General features: G+C 63.3%; 19 protein-coding genes and 1 pseudogene. 11 read left to right on the top strand and 9 right to left on the bottom strand.

What is annotated here, in order from left to right; genetic code table 11:
* Window positions 1–31: 31 nt before the first annotated feature.
* Both G552_RS0101750 and trxB read right to left on the bottom strand, forming a co-directional pair.
* Window positions 32–1,099 carry an SLAC1 family transporter gene (locus G552_RS0101750; protein WP_027881447.1) on the bottom strand — a complete coding sequence of 356 codons (1,068 nt, stop codon included), beginning with the start codon at window positions 1,097–1,099 and terminating at the stop codon, window positions 32–34.
* Between the two features lie 11 nt (window positions 1,100–1,110).
* Complete coding sequence (gene trxB, locus G552_RS0101745; RefSeq protein WP_027881446.1) at window positions 1,111–2,049, bottom strand: thioredoxin-disulfide reductase; 939 nt, start codon at window positions 2,047–2,049, stop codon at window positions 1,111–1,113.
* Between the two features lie 111 nt (window positions 2,050–2,160).
* Between trxB and G552_RS15785 the strand changes: the two genes are divergently transcribed.
* From G552_RS15785 to G552_RS0101700, 8 genes are all read left to right on the top strand, one after another.
* Window positions 2,161–2,523 (top strand): hypothetical protein, encoded by a 363-nt coding sequence (locus tag G552_RS15785; protein ID WP_051195635.1) that lies wholly within the window; start codon window positions 2,161–2,163, stop codon window positions 2,521–2,523.
* Window positions 2,524–2,633: 110 nt separating this feature from the next.
* On the top strand, window positions 2,634–3,830 hold the full coding sequence (locus G552_RS0101735) for a right-handed parallel beta-helix repeat-containing protein (protein WP_051195634.1): 1,197 nt from the start codon (window positions 2,634–2,636) through the stop codon (window positions 3,828–3,830).
* On the top strand, window positions 3,815–4,459 hold the full coding sequence (locus G552_RS0101730; protein ID WP_027881444.1) for an ATP-binding cassette domain-containing protein: 645 nt from the start codon (window positions 3,815–3,817) through the stop codon (window positions 4,457–4,459). The genes G552_RS0101735 and G552_RS0101730 overlap by 16 nt, the downstream gene beginning before the upstream one ends.
* Window positions 4,440–5,114 carry a nitrous oxide reductase accessory protein NosL gene (locus tag G552_RS0101725; RefSeq protein WP_036270124.1) on the top strand — a complete coding sequence of 225 codons (675 nt, stop codon included), beginning with the start codon at window positions 4,440–4,442 and terminating at the stop codon, window positions 5,112–5,114. The genes G552_RS0101730 and G552_RS0101725 overlap by 20 nt, the downstream gene beginning before the upstream one ends.
* 58 nt (window positions 5,115–5,172) lie before the next feature.
* A complete protein-coding gene (locus tag G552_RS0101720) occupies window positions 5,173–5,664 on the top strand; it encodes a nitrous oxide reductase accessory protein NosL (protein ID WP_027881442.1) in 492 nt (163 codons plus the stop codon).
* Between the two features lie 2 nt (window positions 5,665–5,666).
* Window positions 5,667–6,422, top strand: a complete 756-nt coding sequence (locus G552_RS0101715; RefSeq protein ID WP_036270123.1) for a hypothetical protein — start codon at window positions 5,667–5,669, stop codon at window positions 6,420–6,422.
* Window positions 6,423–6,431: 9 nt separating this feature from the next.
* The gene (locus tag G552_RS0101710) at window positions 6,432–6,869 is read left to right on the top strand and encodes a copper chaperone PCu(A)C (protein ID WP_027881440.1); all 438 of its coding nucleotides are present in this window, start codon (window positions 6,432–6,434) and stop codon (window positions 6,867–6,869) included.
* Window positions 6,870–7,018: 149 nt separating this feature from the next.
* Window positions 7,019–7,825, top strand: a complete 807-nt coding sequence (locus G552_RS0101700; protein WP_027881439.1) for a TlpA family protein disulfide reductase — start codon at window positions 7,019–7,021, stop codon at window positions 7,823–7,825.
* 228 nt (window positions 7,826–8,053) lie between these two features.
* Here G552_RS0101700 and G552_RS16905 read toward each other — a convergent pair whose 3' ends face one another.
* The 5 genes and pseudogenes from G552_RS16905 to G552_RS14555 all read right to left on the bottom strand — a co-directional run bounded on the left by G552_RS16905 (window position 8,054) and on the right by G552_RS14555 (window position 11,869).
* Window positions 8,054–8,128 (bottom strand): hypothetical protein, encoded by a 75-nt coding sequence (locus G552_RS16905; RefSeq protein WP_281167328.1) that lies wholly within the window; start codon window positions 8,126–8,128, stop codon window positions 8,054–8,056.
* Window positions 8,129–8,361: 233 nt separating this feature from the next.
* A pseudogene (locus G552_RS14565) lies at window positions 8,362–9,276 on the bottom strand (RtcB family protein); the annotation flags it as partial.
* Window positions 9,277–9,637: 361 nt separating this feature from the next.
* The gene (locus tag G552_RS16565) at window positions 9,638–9,862 is read right to left on the bottom strand and encodes an archease (RefSeq protein ID WP_211224798.1); all 225 of its coding nucleotides are present in this window, start codon (window positions 9,860–9,862) and stop codon (window positions 9,638–9,640) included.
* Window positions 9,863–9,988: 126 nt separating this feature from the next.
* Complete coding sequence (locus G552_RS0101685) at window positions 9,989–10,789, bottom strand: ZIP family metal transporter (RefSeq protein WP_027881438.1); 801 nt, start codon at window positions 10,787–10,789, stop codon at window positions 9,989–9,991.
* Window positions 10,790–10,792: 3 nt separating this feature from the next.
* A complete protein-coding gene (locus G552_RS14555) occupies window positions 10,793–11,869 on the bottom strand; it encodes a VanW family protein (RefSeq protein ID WP_051195633.1) in 1,077 nt (358 codons plus the stop codon).
* Window positions 11,870–12,106: 237 nt separating this feature from the next.
* Between G552_RS14555 and G552_RS0101675 the strand changes: the two genes are divergently transcribed.
* The gene (locus G552_RS0101675) at window positions 12,107–12,334 is read left to right on the top strand and encodes a hypothetical protein (protein ID WP_027881437.1); all 228 of its coding nucleotides are present in this window, start codon (window positions 12,107–12,109) and stop codon (window positions 12,332–12,334) included.
* A gap of 20 nt (window positions 12,335–12,354) precedes the next feature.
* Window positions 12,355–12,888 carry a DinB family protein gene (locus tag G552_RS0101670; RefSeq protein ID WP_027881436.1) on the top strand — a complete coding sequence of 178 codons (534 nt, stop codon included), beginning with the start codon at window positions 12,355–12,357 and terminating at the stop codon, window positions 12,886–12,888.
* Window positions 12,889–12,892: 4 nt separating this feature from the next.
* On the opposite strand, the gene G552_RS0101665 is transcribed toward G552_RS0101670, so the two are convergent.
* Both G552_RS0101665 and G552_RS0101660 read right to left on the bottom strand, forming a co-directional pair.
* Window positions 12,893–13,297: a (R)-mandelonitrile lyase gene (locus G552_RS0101665; RefSeq protein ID WP_027881435.1), complete on the bottom strand. Its 405-nt coding sequence runs from the start codon at window positions 13,295–13,297 to the stop codon at window positions 12,893–12,895.
* Window positions 13,298–13,317: 20 nt separating this feature from the next.
* On the bottom strand, window positions 13,318–14,364 hold the full coding sequence (locus tag G552_RS0101660; RefSeq protein ID WP_027881434.1) for an NADH:flavin oxidoreductase/NADH oxidase: 1,047 nt from the start codon (window positions 14,362–14,364) through the stop codon (window positions 13,318–13,320).
* 216 nt (window positions 14,365–14,580) lie between these two features.
* On the opposite strand from G552_RS0101660, the gene G552_RS0101655 reads away from it, so the two are divergent.
* The gene (locus G552_RS0101655; RefSeq protein ID WP_027881433.1) at window positions 14,581–15,726 is read left to right on the top strand and encodes an acyl-CoA dehydrogenase family protein; all 1,146 of its coding nucleotides are present in this window, start codon (window positions 14,581–14,583) and stop codon (window positions 15,724–15,726) included.
* The last annotated feature ends 52 nt before the right edge of the window (window positions 15,727–15,778 follow it).

Raw genomic sequence — 15,778 nt, 5'->3', positions numbered from 1 at the left:
GCTACCGCCCAGGTTGAAGGGCAGAGGATGCTCAGGTTTTGGGGGGGCGCAAGGCTTCCAGGCCAACCCAGGCCCGGATGGAGTGGAACAGCACCCAGGCGAAAAATCCTCCCAACAGCCAGAGCAACCCCCAGGACACAACCTCCAGGAAGGCGGATTCCAGGGCTTTAGACAGGGCCAGGGTGGCTAGGGTAAAAGCCCCTAGGGGAAACACAAAACCCCACCAACCCGGAGCAAAGCGAAACTGGCGCCGACGGCATTCCACCAAGAGCGCATCCAAGAGCAGGGCCAGGCTGTAAAAAAGCCACCACAGCCCCAGGCCCCAGATGGCCAGCCCCACCACCGGCCATACCGCCAGCCAGCCCTCGGGGAGTAGACCCACCCTGGCGCCCCCCTCGAGCCAGCGCCAAGGGGCCAACACCAAAAGCCCCACCGGGGCCAGGCCGATGAAGACCGAGGGCAGCAGGTGCGGCTCTAAGCGGCCCAAAGCGTACTGGCGTTGCAGGAAGCTAGGCAGCACGAAAAGAAAGAGGAAAAAGCCGATACCTAAAAAGAGCCCGCTCATCACCCAGATTTCCTTCTGCCAGGCCTCGGGAAAGGTGGAAAGCCACACCCCTCCCGCCATGGGTACCAGCAAAGCCGAGACGGGGGGAATGAACCATGCACCGCTGGCAGCCTCGAGGGGTAGCCTGAGCTGGGTGCTCACGGTGTAGACGACCAGGAGGCCCAGCAAAAGGATGAGCGGCATCCCCAAAAGGAAAAGCCCCTGGCCCAAAGGCTGCGACCAGGCTCCCAAGGGTAGGGCCCGGGTAGCCAGGCTGACCACCAGCAAAGCGATGGGCAAGGTGGGCAGCATCTGTCCCATTAGGGGGTGTTGGAGGTCGGCCAGCACCGCCTTAGGGTAGCGCAGAAGCTTGGCCAGGTAGAGGCCCAGCAGAGCAACCAGCCCCAGGAGGGCCAGCAGGTAAAGGGGCAGGGCCAGCCAGAGCAAACCGGACTGGGCCAGGGCCAAAGCCACCGCGCCGGTGCCCATGACCGAGGCGAACCAGGCGGGGTTCAGGTAGCGCAGGCTGGGCGAAGGGGTCAGCGCAGCTTCCACTTCGGCCCTCCTCAGGTCACCGCTACGCTTTCCCGTTCGGCCAAGTAGCGCTCGGCCATCATGGCTGCGCGGGTGCCCGCGCCCACGCTGGTGGCTAGCTGACGGTAGATGGGGTCGGCTACATCGCCGGCAGCGAAGACCCCCGGCACCGAGGTGAAGATTTCATCCTGCACTTCCACATAGCCGTCCGGGCGAAGGGCTACGAAGCCCTGAAGGAAGGCGGTGTTGGGTTCGTGCCCGATGAAGATAAAGACCCCATCGGTGGGGTAGTCTCGCACCTCCCCGGTCTTGAGGTTCCTAAGCCGTACCCCGGTTACGGTCTCCTGGCCCAGGATTTCCTCCACCACGGTGTCCCAGATGAACTGCATCTTGGGGTTGGCAAAGGCCCGGGCCTGGGCGGTCTTGTTGGCCCGCAGGGTGTCGCGCCGGTGAACCAGGGTTACTTTGGAAGCAAACTTGGTAAGGAAGAGCCCCTCTTCCACCGCAGCATCGCCACCGCCCACCACCACGACCTCCTTACCCCGGTAGAAGAAACCATCGCAGGTGGCGCAGGTCGAGACCCCCCGGCCATAAAACTTCTCCTCCCCCGGAACCCCCAGTTTTTTGGGGTTGGCTCCGGTGGCCAGGATCACCGCGCGGGCTGGGTAGCTGCGCTCGTAGCCTTTGACCAGGAAACCCTCAGGGGTTTTCTCTAGTCTTTGCACTTCGTCCATCACAATCTGGGCCCCGAAGCGCTGGGCCTGCTGCACCATGCGCTGGGAAAGCTCTGGTCCGCTGATGGGTTCGGGAAAGCCAGGGTAGTTCTCCACCTCTTCGGTCTGGGCGATCTGCCCTCCGGGCAGGCCCTTTTCCACAATCAGGGTTTTCAGGTTGGCCCGTCCAGTGTAAATGCCTGCGGTCAGGCCGGCTGGCCCCCCGCCGATGATGACCACATCGTAGACTTCGCTCATCCTTGGCTCCTTTCCCGGCCTACGCCGGGGGCTGTCCACAGTATACTATACCCCCAGGGGATATACTGATTGGGACATCCGTCCCGGTATTATTCTCCAGAATGACCTGAGATGAAGGGAGATCGGTGGGCGCTGCTTTGGCTCCGGGGGGTTCTAGCCCTGCTGGTGGGGCTGGCCTCGAGCCAGTACGCCCTGCGCGACCCCCGCAGCCAGGCCCTGCCGCTGGGGTTTTGGGCCGCTTCCGAGTTATGCCGGGTGCACGACACCCCATCGGCCCCTGCCCAAAACCCCACGCCGCAGCCCCACTGTCCGCTTTGCATAATCGGTGGGTTTAGTGATGGGGCGGGGGCATTGGCCGAGCCTGAGGCCCCAGAGGGGTGCCTTCTGGGCCGGCTGGCCCCGGCCCTTCCCGCCCCGCCGCATCTAGCCCCGCTATACCGCCTCTCCAGCCGAGCACCGCCCCACTGGGCCTAAGTAGCGCCCACCAGGCAAGCCGCCCTTGCCAGGGCTTGCTAGGCTTAGAGAGCCGGTGGTTCCCCCCCAGACCTAAAGGCGCATAGAGCCTCAACTAAGCTGGAGTTGTCGTGTTGTTTGTGGTTCCCCCTGCACCCTTGCCCCCGTTGGCCCCTGGGCAGACGGTGGTGCTCGAGGCGGGTGTACACCGAGGCCCCTGGGTTATCACCACCCCGGGGGTGCGGCTCGTAGCCCGCCCCGGCGCGGTGCTGGATGGTGGCGGGCGGGGCAGCGCCTTGCAGCTAACCGCAGAGGGTATTGTGGTGGAAGGGCTGACCATTCGGAACACCGGCCCTGAGGACGACTTTTACGAACCCGACGCCGCGGTCTGGTTGTGGAAGTGCCAGAACTGCCGCCTCGAGGGTCTAAAGGCCCACGGGGTACCCAGCGCGGTGCGTCTGGAACAATCCAGTGGGGTGCAGATTCGCCACAGCCATTTTTCCGGCACGGGCCAGGCCCCCGGCATCACCGCCTTTCGCAGCGACGACCTGGAAATCGCCCACAACACCCTGGAAGGTTTTTTGGACAACCTCTACGTGGAGTACGGCGAGCGGGTTCGCCTGGAGGGCAACCGCCTGAGCCGGGCCGGGCGCTACGGGCTGCACCTGATGTTTACCTACCAGGCCCACCTACAGGGCAACCACCTCGAGGGCAACCAGGTTGGCTCAGCCCTGATGCACGGAGCCCAAAACCGGCTGGTGGACAACACCTTTACCCAGGAGGTGGGGCCTTTGCGCTACGGCCTGATGCTGCAAGAGGAGTGGCAAAGCGAGCTTTTGGGCAACCGCTTCTGGCGCAACACCATCGGCCTGCTTTCCCTGGATAGCCGCGAGACCCGGCTTTTGAACAACACCTTCCAGCACAACGGCACCGGCCTTCTCTTTGCCCGCGCCAGCGACCGCAACACCCTTTGGGCTAGGGGCAACACCTTTGTGGGCAACCTCTACGACCTGGCGATGGACGACCCTCAGGCCCGACTACACCTAGAGGGCAACGCCTTCGACCGGGCCAGCCCGCTGCCCATCCCCTATCTGCCCTCCTCGAGCTTTGCCCTTCTGGCCGCCCGCCAGCCCGACCTGAGCCTCCTGGCCCTTTCCCCAGGGGTACTGCTGTGGGAGGCTGCCGAGGCCCAGGTGCCAGGGCTGCGGTTGCTCGAGCTGGCCGATTTTCAGGCCCAGCCAGCTCCCAGGTCTGCCTCCGGGATCAACCTTTGGGGGGTGGGCCTGGCCCTACTGGCTTTAGGAGGAAGCCTGTGGTTGAGGTGGTAGACCTGTACAAGAAAGGCCGCCTGAAGGGGGTAAGCCTCTTTCTGGAGGCCGGTAGCCTGGCCCTTTTGGGCCCCAACGGTGCGGGCAAGAGCACCCTGTTGGGCCTTTTGGCTGGGCGGCTCAGGGCCGATGCGGGCCGGGTAGCCCTTTTCGGTTTTGCACCGCGCAGCCTGGAGGCGGCCCGCCGGCGGGCCTACATTCCCCAGCAGGTGGCCTTCCCACCCGCTTTGCGGGTAGGCGAGGTGCTCGAGGCCGCCCGTCGGCTCAAAGGGGCCAGTTTGGAAGAACAGCAGGAAGCCCTCGAGCGCATGGGCCTGGAGCCTTACCTTAGGCGCCCGGTGGGTCAGCTTTCGGGAGGGTGGCGGCAGCGGCTGGCCTTGGCCGCCGGATTGATGGGCTACGCTCCTTTGTGGCTGCTGGACGAGCCAGCTTCGGCTCTGGATGCCGAGGGCCTAGGGCGCTTGCAGGACTGGTTGCTGGCCCATACCGCCACCGGCGGCTTGGTGATTCTGTCGGCCCATCGGAAAGAGGAAGTCTTGCGCCTGGCCGAGCGTTATGTGCGTTTGGAGAACGGCCAGGTGGTGGAAGAAGGAATTCTGGAGAACCCCTATGCCAAAGAACCGTCGTGAGGTGATCAAGCTGCTCTCGGCTTTAGGTCTCTCGAGCACCCTGGGTTCGGCCCTGGCCCAGTCTATGCAGATGCCGGCCTCCTCCGGCGTGGGCCCGGATAGGGTAGTGGCCAAGGCCATTCCCTGGGAGCAGGGCCTTTGCGACTTCTGCGAGATGCCCCTCAAGACCCCGGCCCCCGGGGCTTGGATGGGCCGTACCTTTACCCCTGGCTTCTTCGAGCAGACCTACAGCCAGATCGCGCTCAAAGCGCCGCAGAAAGGCAAGGAAGCCCTGCACTTTGAGTCCATCGCCTGCATGGTCAACTATGCCTATGTCTACGGCCTGAAAGATGGCGAGGGTACCACCTTCTACGTGACCGACCGAGGGGCCTACGACCCGGCCCAAGGCCCCGCTGCGGTGAGCCTGATACCCGCCCGCCAGGCGGTCTACCTGTGGGGCGAGAAGCGCGGCTGGGTGGTGATGGATGCCAAGATAGCGGCCTTCCGCAACGCCGAGGCGGCCATGGCCTTTGCCCGGGCCAACCCTGACCTGGGGCGTACCCGGGTGTTGGACTGGCAGGCCCTTTTGGATCTGGCCCCCCTGCCGGAGATGAACCTGATCAGGCTGCTGGCTAAGCACGCCGGCCTGCTGAACTCAGGCGGCCACGGCCACTAGCCCTTCGCCCCTCGGGGGTGGGTTTCCTGCCCCTGAGGGGCGGCCAATCGGGGGTTTTATGAATAGGAGAAGGTTGCTCAAGGGGCTGCTGGGCTTTTCCCTGCTCGGAGTGGCCCGGGCTGCGCCCCGCCCCTTGCGGGTGGGGGTAGAGGCCTGCCCTTACTGCAATATGACCATTCTGGATGCCCGCTATGCGGCCCAGATGGTGAGCCAAACCGGCAAGGTCTATACCTACGACGACGTGGGCTGCCTACTTGACCATTTGTTGGGCTACGGTGGGCCTAGGGTTAGGCCCAAGGAACTGTACGTGGCTGACTTTGCCGCCTCGAGCCGGCGCGAGGCCCGCTTTCTACCGGTGAACCAGGCGGTTTTCCTCTACAGCGAGCGCATCCGTACCCCCATGGGGGTGGGGCTTCTGGCCTTTGCCCGCCCAGGCGACCTCGAGGCCTACTTGCGTGAGCGGCCCCAGCATCGTGAAGCGGTCTTGGGCTGGAACGACCTTTTAGAGCGAGGCCGGCGCCAGGCCTGGGTGCCGGGGTTTGGACGGTAGGCATGGGGGCTTTGTGGCTGCTGTATGCCCGGGCGGTGTTGCGCAACCCCTGGGCCTTGTCCCCGGCCTTGCTGCTGCCCCTGCTAAGCTTGGCCTTTGCCGGACGGGGGGAGGCGGTGGTGGTGGTTTCGCTGTATGCCAGCCTTTCCCTGCTGCTGCCTCCCCTGGTACTGGCCCTTTCGACCCCCCTTTTGGCCGCCCGGGAGGACTGGGCCTTCTGGGCGGGGATGCCCCGGCTTCCAGGGGGGCTTTACCTGGCTGGGGTGCTGGGGGTGGGGGTGGGGCTTTCCTTGCCCCTGTGGGCCGGCGTGGCCCTGGGGGCGGCCCTGCTGGGTCTGAGTGGTCAAGCCGCTGGGCTACTGGGGCTGGCCGGGTTAGGGCTTTTGTGGCTTTGGGTAGGGTTGGCCGGGTGGGTGGGGGCGGGCCTCGAGCCCGCCCGGGCGCTGGGCCTGGGGCTTTTGTTGTGGGGGCTTTTGGTGGTGGCCTACGACCCTTTGCTGCTGCTACTGGCGGTTGCTTTGCGCCAGTACCCCTTGGAGGGGCTGTTGCTGCCGGCGCTTTTGCTCAACCCCATCGAGCTTATCCGGGTGGAGCTTTTGCGGGCTTTGGAGGCCCCGGTGCTGGTAGGGCCTACCGGCTACCTGCTCAAGGAGTGGCTGGGCCACACCGGCGGGGGGCTCACACTCGGGGTAGGGCTTGTGGCCTTAGGCTTGGCGTTACTGGGTGCGGCCTGGCGCTTTGCTTGGCGCGACCGCTAGGAGGTGGGTATGCGTTGGTTAGGTTTTTTGTTGTTGGGGGGGCTGGCCTGGGCCCAGCCGCTCCTCGAGCTTAAGGAAGGCTGGATTCGCCGGGTACCCGGAAACATCACCGCGGCCTACCTGGTGCTCTACAACCCCGGTCCCAGGCCGGTGCGCATTGTGGAGGCTAGTACCCCCATTGCTACCCGGGTGGAGTTTCACCAGACCACCTCCAGCCGAGGCCATAGCCACGACCACAGCGATGTTTCGGCCATGAAGCGGGTGGCCTTCCTGGAGGTGCCAGCCCGTGGGCGGCTCGAGGTGTTACCGGGTAAGTACCATCTGATGCTGTACGGTCTGCGGGAGAAAAACCCCCAGCCCTTGCAGGAGGGCCAGCGGGTGCCCCTTACCCTACGGCTGGAGGGGGGGGCTACCCTGACCTTTACCCTTCCTGTCCAGATGCGCTGAGGCTCACCCTTGCCCTATATACCCCCTGGGGATATACTGTGGCCTATGCCGAAGCGTGAAATTTTCCCTGACCTGGCCTGCCGCCTGCGCGCTCTTGCCTGGGGCTGGGTAGCTTTGGGGTTCTTGGCCTGGCTGATCTGGAGGCCGCTATGGGGCTGAGTCCAGATGCGCTTTTGTTGGGGCCGCTGGCCCTAAGCTGGCCCAACCTGGCCTTGCTGCTGGGGGTGCTGGTCTTTACCGCTCTAGCCGCCCGGCAGGGCTTGGAGCACCAGGCTGGGTGGCTGGTGCTGGTTACCCTATTGGCCGCCCGGGTGGGGTATGCCCTTGAACACTTTTCCAGTTGGCCTAGCCTGGGAGCGGCCCTATGGGGCGTGGTGGATATCCGCACTGGGGGTTGGAACTGGCCCTGGGGGCTGGCGGTGGGGGTACTGGTAGCTGGGCTATGGCTTAAAGACCAGGCCCGCTCTCTGTTGGGGCCTGTTCTGGCCTCCTTGGTCCTGGCGGCTTTGCCCTTGGGGGTGCAACAAAGCCTGCGCCACGCCCCGGCGCCCGCCCAGCCTGAGGCGGTGCTGGCTTACCTCGAGCCCAGCCAGGTTCATCTGGGGAAGGCCCGCTTCAGCGAGCTGCCCAAGCCCTTGCTACTCAACTTCTGGGCCACCTGGTGTCCTCCCTGCCGGGCCGAGATGCCCTTGCTGGTGGCGTATCAGCAGAAGGGCTACCCCATTGTGCTGCTCAATGCTGGCGAAGACCCCGGCGCCATCCAGGCTTTTTTGCGCCAGACGGGCCTTGCGGCCCGGGTCTTCCTCGACAATGGACTGCAACGGCAGTTTCAGGTTAGTGGGCTGCCCACTACCTTGCTCATTGGGGCCGATGGTACGGTGCGGGCCCGCCACCTGGGGCCGGTGAACCAGGCCCAGCTCGAGCAGCTCCTGCGGGAACTCGAGCGCCAGGACTAAACGGCCTGGCCTGCTGGCTGCACGTACTGCCATCCATAGCGATCAGCAGCTTTGGGTAGGGGACTTGGCTTCGGGGTCGGGGAGTGTACGACCGAGCCCATCACCCCACGCCAACCGTGGGTACCAGGTCGAACGCTTCGGCTTTTCCCTCAAATGCGCAGTTCAGGGTAACCCGTAGGCCGCTGCGCCAACTGGTTGGCTTGCTCGAGGGTGGGCATCCGCGCCACCTCAACCTTTGATGCAGATTAATGGCTCGAGCCGGGCCACCTTGTGTGAAAGCCCGGCCTGGTGAGCAGCTTCCACCACCGCCGAAACATCCTTGTAGGCGCCGGGAGCTTCCTCAGCCACAGGGACTGCGCACGATGATGCCGCGTTGGGCCAGCTCCTTCACTACTGCCCGCCCCTGCCAGCGCTTGAGGGCCTGATGGCGCGAAAGGGCCCGCCCAGCCCCATGGCAAGACGAGCTGAGCGCGCGCTTCGCTCTCGGGGGTGCCCACCAGGATGTAGGAGGTCGTGCCCATGGTGCCACCGATCAGTACGGGCTGGCCTACCGCCCGGTAGGCTGGGGGAAGGGCAGGGTGACCGGGATCCAGGGCACGGGTAGCCCCCTTGCGATGCACGTAAAGCCGCTGGGGCTGGCCTTCAACCCAGTGCTCCTCGAGCTTGGCGGTGTTGTGTGAAACGTCGTAAATCAGGCGTAGCTCGGCCTTGGGCAGCAAATAAGCGAAGGTCTCGCGGGTCAGGTGGGTCAGGATTTGCCGGTTGGCCAGGGCGCAGTTGATGGCTGCCCGCATGGCCCCCAGGTAGGCTTGGCCCTCCTCGGAACGGATGGGGGCACAGGCTAGCTCGAGGTCGGGCAAGTGGAGGCCGTATCGTTCGGCGGCCTGTACCATGCGCCGGCTGTAATCGCTGGCCACCTGGTGCCCTAGGCCGCGCGAACCGGAGTGGATGCTCAATACCACATCGTCGACCGCAATGCCGAAAACCTTGGCCACCGCGGGATTGTAGATTTCGGCTACCCGCTGTACCTCAAGGTAGTGGTTGCCCGAGCCCAGGGTGCCCATCTCATCCTGCTGCCGCCGTTTGGCCTCCAGAGAGACCAGCTCGGGCTGGGCTCCTGCCATGCGCCCGCGCTCCTCGATGTAGTCCAGGTCTTCGGGCAGGCCATAGCCCTGCTCAACGGCCCATTCAGCCCCACCCTGTAGCATAGCCTCGAGCTCGAGGTGAATCCGGCCTGTGCTGCCTACGCCCGCGGGGATGTGGCGGAAAAGTCCCTAAGCCAAGGCCTCCTGGACTGGTTCAATGTCTGCTACGGTTAGCCCGGTGCACAGGGTGCGTACGCCGCAGGAGATGTCGAAGCCTACACCGCCAGCCGAGACCACCCCCTCTTCCTCGCTAAAAGCCGCCACACCCCCGATAGGAAAACCGTAGCCCCAATGGGCATCGGGCATGGCGTAGGAAGCCTGCACGATGCCCGGCAGGCTGGCCACGTTGGCCAACTGCTCCAGCACCTTGTCGTCCATCTCCTTCAGCAGGGCCTCGCTGGCGTATAGGATGCCCGGAACCCGCATGGGGGGCGTGGGCATCAGCCACCACTCATAAGGCGTTTTTTGCTCCAGGCGGCCAAGGTCCATGAGCCCTCCTTCACACATCTACCACGCACTGAGCTACCCAGAGGCCCTGGGGGGTTTGGTAGACCTCGAGCTCGCTGTAACTCGCTGTAAGTAGCTCCCTTAACTTCTACCGCTGGTTGGTGCCGATTCACGTTCACCGCTTCCCTCCAGACAAAAGCGTGCAGGTGCAACGCTCCGCCTAGGTCGGGGGGGCTAGGTGTACCTCAAAACGGCTAAAAAGCATCTTGCGGGTCGACATCTCGAAGACCAGTCGGTTGAGCCAGTCCACCAGCAGCAAGGAGGCCCGGGAAGCCTCGCACTCCAGTTCCACCCGCTGCAGGGGGCGAACCTTGGCCGGATCAGTAATCACGGCGGTTAGAGCTAGGGCGGCCTGTTCGAAAGCTTGGGCCAGGGTAGCCCCCACCCCCGTACCCCTATGTCGGCCTGGTGATGAAAATGCTCCCAGTAAGCGGGCTGAACGGCCATACTACCCCTTTGCATAAAGGCTAGGATAACCCTGTTACCAAGGCATTACTGAGACCACGCAGAACTAGCCCAAGGCCACATCCAGGGCCATCATCGTTACAAAGCCCAGCATGAGGCTCAGGGTGGCCAGGTCAGTATTGCCGCTTCGAGAGACTTCCGGGATCACCTCCTCCACCACCACGAAAACCATAGCCCCAGCGGCAAAGCTCAGAGCATAGGGCAGTACTGGCAGGGCGATGCCCACAAAAGCGGCACCCAGCAGCGCAGCAGGTATTTCTACCGTGGCCGAAAGCTGGCCGAACCAGAAGCTCTTGAAAGGGGATAGGCCCTCGCGCCGCAGCGGGGCTGCCACCGCCAGGCCCTCCGGTAAGTTTTGCAACCCAATGCCTATGGCCAGGGCCACCGCTCCACCCAGGGTGGCCTCGGGAATGCCATAGGCCACCGCACCAAACGCTACCCCTACTGCCAGCCCTTCCGGGATGTTGTGCAAAGTGATGGCTAGAACCAGCAAAATGCTGCGCCTCCAGGAGGTTTTGAGCCCTTCGGCGGCCTCGAGCGGTTCCTTGCGGTGCAGGTGCGGTAGGATTTTGTCGGCTCCCCAGACGAAGGTCCCGCCCAGCAAAAACCCAACCGCGATGGGAAGCCACGCGCCTTGGGTGATTTCCAGCGCTGGGGCCAGCAGCGACCAGTAACTAGCCGCCAGCATCACTCCGGCAGCAAACCCCAGCAAGCCGTCCAGCAGGCGGGGGTTGACTTCCCGCGTAGCGAGGATTGCCCCGGCCCCCAAAGCGGTGAGCCCCCAGGTGAAAAGGGCAGCAGCCAGGGCTTGCTGGATGGGGGATAAGCTTTGCAACCAATCCAACATCGGCTACCTTTGGCGAGGGGGGCCCACTAGGTAAACCGCCCCCCAGGGGCGATAGCGGCTCTCGAGCACGTCCCGGCGAATTTCGCCGCCATGAAGCCGAACTGTGCGATAAACCCGCACCAGAGCCCCCTCGGCGGCAAAGTCGGTTTGTTGGCGGTACCCGGGGGGCAGGCTGGCGTCGTAGATGTAGCGGGTGGGAAGGGGCGGGGTACGGGATAGGATTTCAGGCCCTCGCCAGACCACCTCGCGATCTTTGCTGCCGAAAAAGCGAAAGATCAGTTCGTAGCCTTGGATTGAGACCTGGATCAGGATGTGTGCGGGGGTATCGTTTTTGAAGCGCAGGTCTTTGGGCGGAGCGGTAGTGGCATCGAGCCCGGTGGGCCGATAGTAGCCCACCTGGTAGCTGTGCGCGTGGCGTTCTACAATGGGCAACCCACTAAAGTAGGCGGCCCGGAACAGGGTAGTGGACACTTGGCAGACCCCACCGCCCACGTCCCAAACGGTTTGATTGCCCCGGATCACCCAGGCCTTCTGGTAGCCGGCGGCAGCGGTTACCGGGCCTAGGGTCTGGTTAAAGGAGAAAAGGCTTCCTGGGGGAATCAAAACCCCGTCGAACTTGGACGAGGCCAGGTGGATGTTGTGGATGCGGCTGGGAGGGGAGCCATCGAAGCGGGTGCGCCCCTCACCGATAAGCTCGAGGATGCCCCACTGCTTAAAGTCGTGCACGCTGGGCCGGGGTTGTTCGCTTTCCACCGGTAGCACAAACGTGCTTCTGCCCGCTTGTAGGGCCTCCTGGTAGGCCCGCCGGACGGCCTCGAGGTCGAAGCGGTAGCCCAGCTTTTGTACCGCGATCCAATCTTTTTGCCCATCAAGGACAAACCGGGCTGGGCGCGGTGGGCGGCTGAGCTGCTGAACAAGCTGGCTTAGTTGCTGGGCATTCTGGATGGGGTAGTGCTGGCTTCCGAGGTAGCGCATTACCTGCCCTTTTTCCAAGACTTCCTCCTGGACCACCAGCACCGCGGTTGGTTCGGCTAGGGCAATACAGAGGAAATAGGGGAAGAGCCAAAAAAAGCCGCGCATGGTTTCGTCTTTTCTAGCTTATCTTGTTTGAAGATTTCCGCATCTTCTAGGAGGAGTGCTGGGTTAGTGCCACCCAAAACTCTCAACCGATCCTCATGAAAATCCTCTAAGATTCTTTTAAAGACTGTCTGATAAGCAGCAGACCAATCCGGGACATTCCTCTCTAGGCCAACGAACACCCGTTAGGCTGTAACGCGTTTCACCCATAAGGTTGCTTTTAGCAGCAGGGAGGTGGGTATGCAGACGCTTGAGCGGGAGGTGTCGGCAGTGGAGTATATCCAGTGTGAGTGGGTTCCGGGCACCATGGATCAGGTCAGGCTTCGCCTGTCCGACAACGTCGTACAACTAACCCTCGAGCAGCTGCAGCAGATCGCCGGAATCGATGCGGTGCACGAGCTTTACCTAAAGGGTATGACCGCTCTTCCCTTCAACCAGAAGCTGCGCCGAGCCTTTGAAAAAAGCTAGCTGGCTTGTACAATGCGGGCATGGCTACAGCCCAAGAGAGGCTCGAGCGCTTAGGCGACGCTGTGAGCTGCCTCAGGCACTTAGAGCGCTCGAGGCTCGAGCTGCTGCACTTGCTGGAAAGCCTTTCCGATGAGCAGCTTTTTGCCAGGCCCGAGGCTGAGGTGTGGAGCCCAGCCGAGGTGGCCGAACATATAGCCCTGGTGGAGGCGTCGGCAGGCAAGGTGATACGTCGCTTGCGCAAGGTGGCCTTGGGTGAGGCTGAAATGCCCCCTCCCTTGCCAGATGGGCAGACCCGCCCCGATGGCCGCTTCCTGGCCCCGCCCGCGGTAGAACCCAGAGGGGGGCTATCCCGCAGGGAGCTGCTGGAACGCCTGCAAGCGGAGCGAGCCCGGGTTTTGGCTGAAGTGGCCGAGAGCGGTGAGGCCCTGGCCCACCCGCCCACCTACCGCCATCCTTTTTTCGGTGAGCTGACCGCTTTGGGCTGGCTGCAAACCCTGGCTTATCACGAGCAGCACCATCTGCGGCAAATTCAGATGCGGCTAAAGAAGGGGTAGCCCCTCAAAGCCTGTACTGCTCCTCCGATACCTGCTCCAGCCACTCGGTGCTCACCCCATCCACCGCTGCTTGCATGGCCAGATGTACCATGGCATGGCTGGGGCTGGCCCCGTGCCAGTGTTTTTCACCAGGGGCGAAGTAAATGGTGTCTCCTGCCTTCATCTCCCGTACCGGTTCGCCCCAGCGCTGGAACCAGCCAATTCCAGCTTCCACATGCAACACCTGCCCCCGTGGGTGGGTGTGCCAAGCGGTACGGGCTCCTGGGGCAAACATCACCCGCAGCAGGTGCAGGTGCATGGGGGCAGGGGTTTGCACCAGCTCACTGATGTAGACCGTACCGGTGAACCACTCGGCTGGTCCCAGCCGGGTGGGGGCCTGGGGGACAAAAGTTTTCCAAGGGTTTTCCATGAGCCAAATTGTACTGGAAGCTAGAAAGCCCGCTCGTACTGCACTGGCCAGACCTTAGCACCCAGCACACGGCCTGCCCGATAGGGCCAGTAGGCTTCAGCCAGTAGCGCCCGGCCTAGCAAGATTAGGTCGGCCTGCTGGGCTTGAAGAATGGCCTCGGCTTGTAAGGGCTCGCTAATGAGGCCCACTGCTCCTGTGGATAACCCTGTGGACAAGCGCACCTGGGCCGCAAAGGGCACCTGGTAGCCTGGCCCCAGGGGAATCTTCACCCCAGGGATGGCCCCACCCGAGGAGCAGTCCAGCAAGTCCACACCACGCCGCTGCAACTCGGTTGCAAAAGCCACCGTGTCGGTGATATCCCATCCTCCCTCCACCCAGTCGCTGGCCGAGACCCGAACCAGCAGGGGCAGCTCAGCCGGCCAGACCCCCCGCACCGCCTCCACCACCGTTAAGGGAAAGCGCATGCGGTTTTCCCGGCTACCCCCGTAGGCATCGCTGCGGTGGTTGGTTAGGGGCGAGAGGAAGGAGTGCAGCAAGTAGCCGTGGGCCATGTGGATTTCCAGCACCTCGAAGCCTGCCGCTAAAGCCCGTCGGGCCGCCTGCTGGAAGGCCTCGCATACCTCCTCCAGCCCCGCCTGATCCAGCTCCTGTGGCACCGGCCAGCCCTCGTGGAAGGCCAGGGGGCTGGGGGCTACCGGGGTCCAGCGGTGCAGGGGCTTGCCGCCCTCCCAGGGCCGGCTGGTTCCGGCTTTGCGCCCCGCGTGGGCAATCTGGATGCCCGGCACCCCACCGGCGGCCTTGATGCGCCGGGCCAGTTCCCGCAGACCCGGCAGGTGCTCATCCGACCAGATGCCCAGGTCTTCGGGGCTAATCCGCCCTCGAGCCTCCACCGCAGTAGCCTCCACAATCACCAGACCTACTCCGCCCACCGCCCGGGTGGGGTAATGCAGCAGGTGCCAGTCGGTTACGTGCCCTTCCTGGGCCGAGTACTGACACATGGGCGACATAGCAATACGGTTTTTGAGGGTAACCGAGCGGATAGAAAAGGGGCTAAACAAAAGGCTCATAGCGCGGATTCTACGTGCTGGTATAGGGGAATTTGTATATCCCCATACATAACGGTTTTTCCCCACCCGAGCCGTGATACGCTAGACGCGCGGGAATAAAAAGTTATACTAAGTACAAGAATTGGTTGCGGAAGGGGGGAGAGCAGGGAATAGCCAAGTGGGATAGCAAAATAGCGGCAAAGCTATTGGCTCCACGTTTGGTTACCGGTTTGCCTTATGCCGATCGACTTCAGTCTAACGGATGAACAAAAAGAGCTGCAAAAGCTGGCCCGGCGTTTTGCCAAGGAGCAGATCGCGCCCATAGCTGCCGAGTACGACGCCAAGGAAGAAGTGCCCTGGCCGGTGGTGGAAAAGCTCCACGAGGTGGGCCTGCTCAACGCCATCATCCCCGAGGCGTACGGTGGGCTGGGGCTGGGGATGTTGGAAGAGGTGATTATCGGTGAGGAGCTGGCCTGGGGCTGCATGGGCATCTATACCATTCCCATGGCCTCCGACCTGGGTATCACTCCGGTTTTGCTGGCGGGCTCGCATGAGCAGAAGCAGCGCTTTTTCAAAAAACTGACCGAAAAGCCCGCGCTGGCAGCTTTTGCTCTCTCCGAACCGGGCAATGGTTCTGATGCCGCAGCGTTGCGCACCCGGGCGGTGCGCGACGGCGACTACTATGTGCTGAATGGTACCAAGACCTGGATTTCTAACGGGGGCGAGGCCGAATGGGTGGTGGTTTTCGCCACAGTGAACCCCGAGCTGCGCCACAAAGGGGTGGTGGCCTTGGTGGTGGAGAAGGGTACCCCCGGTTTTAAAGCCCACAAGCTCCACGGCAAGATGGGCCAGCGGGCCAGTGGCACCTATGAGCTGGTTTTTGAGGACTGCCGGGTACCCGTCGAGAACCGGCTGGGCCAGGAAGGGGAGGGCTTTAGAATCGCCATGAACACCCTGGACAAAACCCGCATTCCGGTGGCAGCGGGCAGCTTAGGGGTGGCCCGGCGGGCTTTGGAAGAGGCCACTCGCTACGCTAAGGAACGTCAGGCCTTTGGCCGGCCTATTGCTGATTTCCAGGCCATTCAGTTCAAGCTGGCCGAGATGCTGATGGGCCTCGAGACCGCCCGCGCTTACACCTACTACGCCGCCTGGCTGACCGATACCGGCCAGCCCCAGGCCCATGCTGCGGCCATCGCCAAAGCCTATGCCTCAGAAATAGCCTTCGAAGCGGCCAACCAAGCCATTCAGATTCATGGCGGCTACGGCTACATGCGCGAGTACCCGGTGGAAAAGCTGCTGCGCGATGTGAAGCTGAACCAGATTTACGAGGGCACCAACGAGATACAGCGGCTCATCATCGCGCGGCACATCCTGAACCAGTAACCGGGGGAAGTTCCCCCTGAAGGCACAGACGGTAAGCTTAACCCGCAAAAAG

The sequence above is a fragment of the Meiothermus rufus DSM 22234 genome, assembly GCF_000423425.1.
Classification (GTDB): domain Bacteria; phylum Deinococcota; class Deinococci; order Deinococcales; family Thermaceae; genus Meiothermus; species Meiothermus rufus.
Note: the sequence above shows the minus strand (reverse complement) of the source record. Positions and strands in the feature narration are given on the sequence as shown.

Excerpts from the sequence above, each read along its gene's own strand:
- trxB (WP_027881446.1), bottom strand. The coding sequence starts at position 2,049 with ATGAGCGAAGTCTACGATGTGGTCATCATCGGCGGGGGGCCAGCCGGC.
- G552_RS15785 (WP_051195635.1), top strand. The coding sequence starts at position 2,161 with ATGAAGGGAGATCGGTGGGCGCTGCTTTGGCTCCGGGGGGTTCTAGCC.
- G552_RS0101725 (WP_036270124.1), top strand. The coding sequence starts at position 4,440 with ATGCCAAAGAACCGTCGTGAGGTGATCAAGCTGCTCTCGGCTTTAGGT.
- G552_RS0101720 (WP_027881442.1), top strand. The coding sequence starts at position 5,173 with ATGAATAGGAGAAGGTTGCTCAAGGGGCTGCTGGGCTTTTCCCTGCTC.
- G552_RS0101715 (WP_036270123.1), top strand. The coding sequence starts at position 5,667 with ATGGGGGCTTTGTGGCTGCTGTATGCCCGGGCGGTGTTGCGCAACCCC.
- G552_RS0101710 (WP_027881440.1), top strand. The coding sequence starts at position 6,432 with ATGCGTTGGTTAGGTTTTTTGTTGTTGGGGGGGCTGGCCTGGGCCCAG.
- G552_RS0101700 (WP_027881439.1), top strand. The coding sequence starts at position 7,019 with ATGGGGCTGAGTCCAGATGCGCTTTTGTTGGGGCCGCTGGCCCTAAGC.
- G552_RS0101685 (WP_027881438.1), bottom strand. The coding sequence starts at position 10,789 with ATGTTGGATTGGTTGCAAAGCTTATCCCCCATCCAGCAAGCCCTGGCT.
- G552_RS14555 (WP_051195633.1), bottom strand. The coding sequence starts at position 11,869 with ATGCGCGGCTTTTTTTGGCTCTTCCCCTATTTCCTCTGTATTGCCCTA.
- G552_RS0101675 (WP_027881437.1), top strand. The coding sequence starts at position 12,107 with ATGCAGACGCTTGAGCGGGAGGTGTCGGCAGTGGAGTATATCCAGTGT.
- G552_RS0101670 (WP_027881436.1), top strand. The coding sequence starts at position 12,355 with ATGGCTACAGCCCAAGAGAGGCTCGAGCGCTTAGGCGACGCTGTGAGC.
- G552_RS0101665 (WP_027881435.1), bottom strand. The coding sequence starts at position 13,297 with ATGGAAAACCCTTGGAAAACTTTTGTCCCCCAGGCCCCCACCCGGCTG.
- G552_RS0101660 (WP_027881434.1), bottom strand. The coding sequence starts at position 14,364 with ATGAGCCTTTTGTTTAGCCCCTTTTCTATCCGCTCGGTTACCCTCAAA.
- G552_RS0101655 (WP_027881433.1), top strand. The coding sequence starts at position 14,581 with ATGCCGATCGACTTCAGTCTAACGGATGAACAAAAAGAGCTGCAAAAG.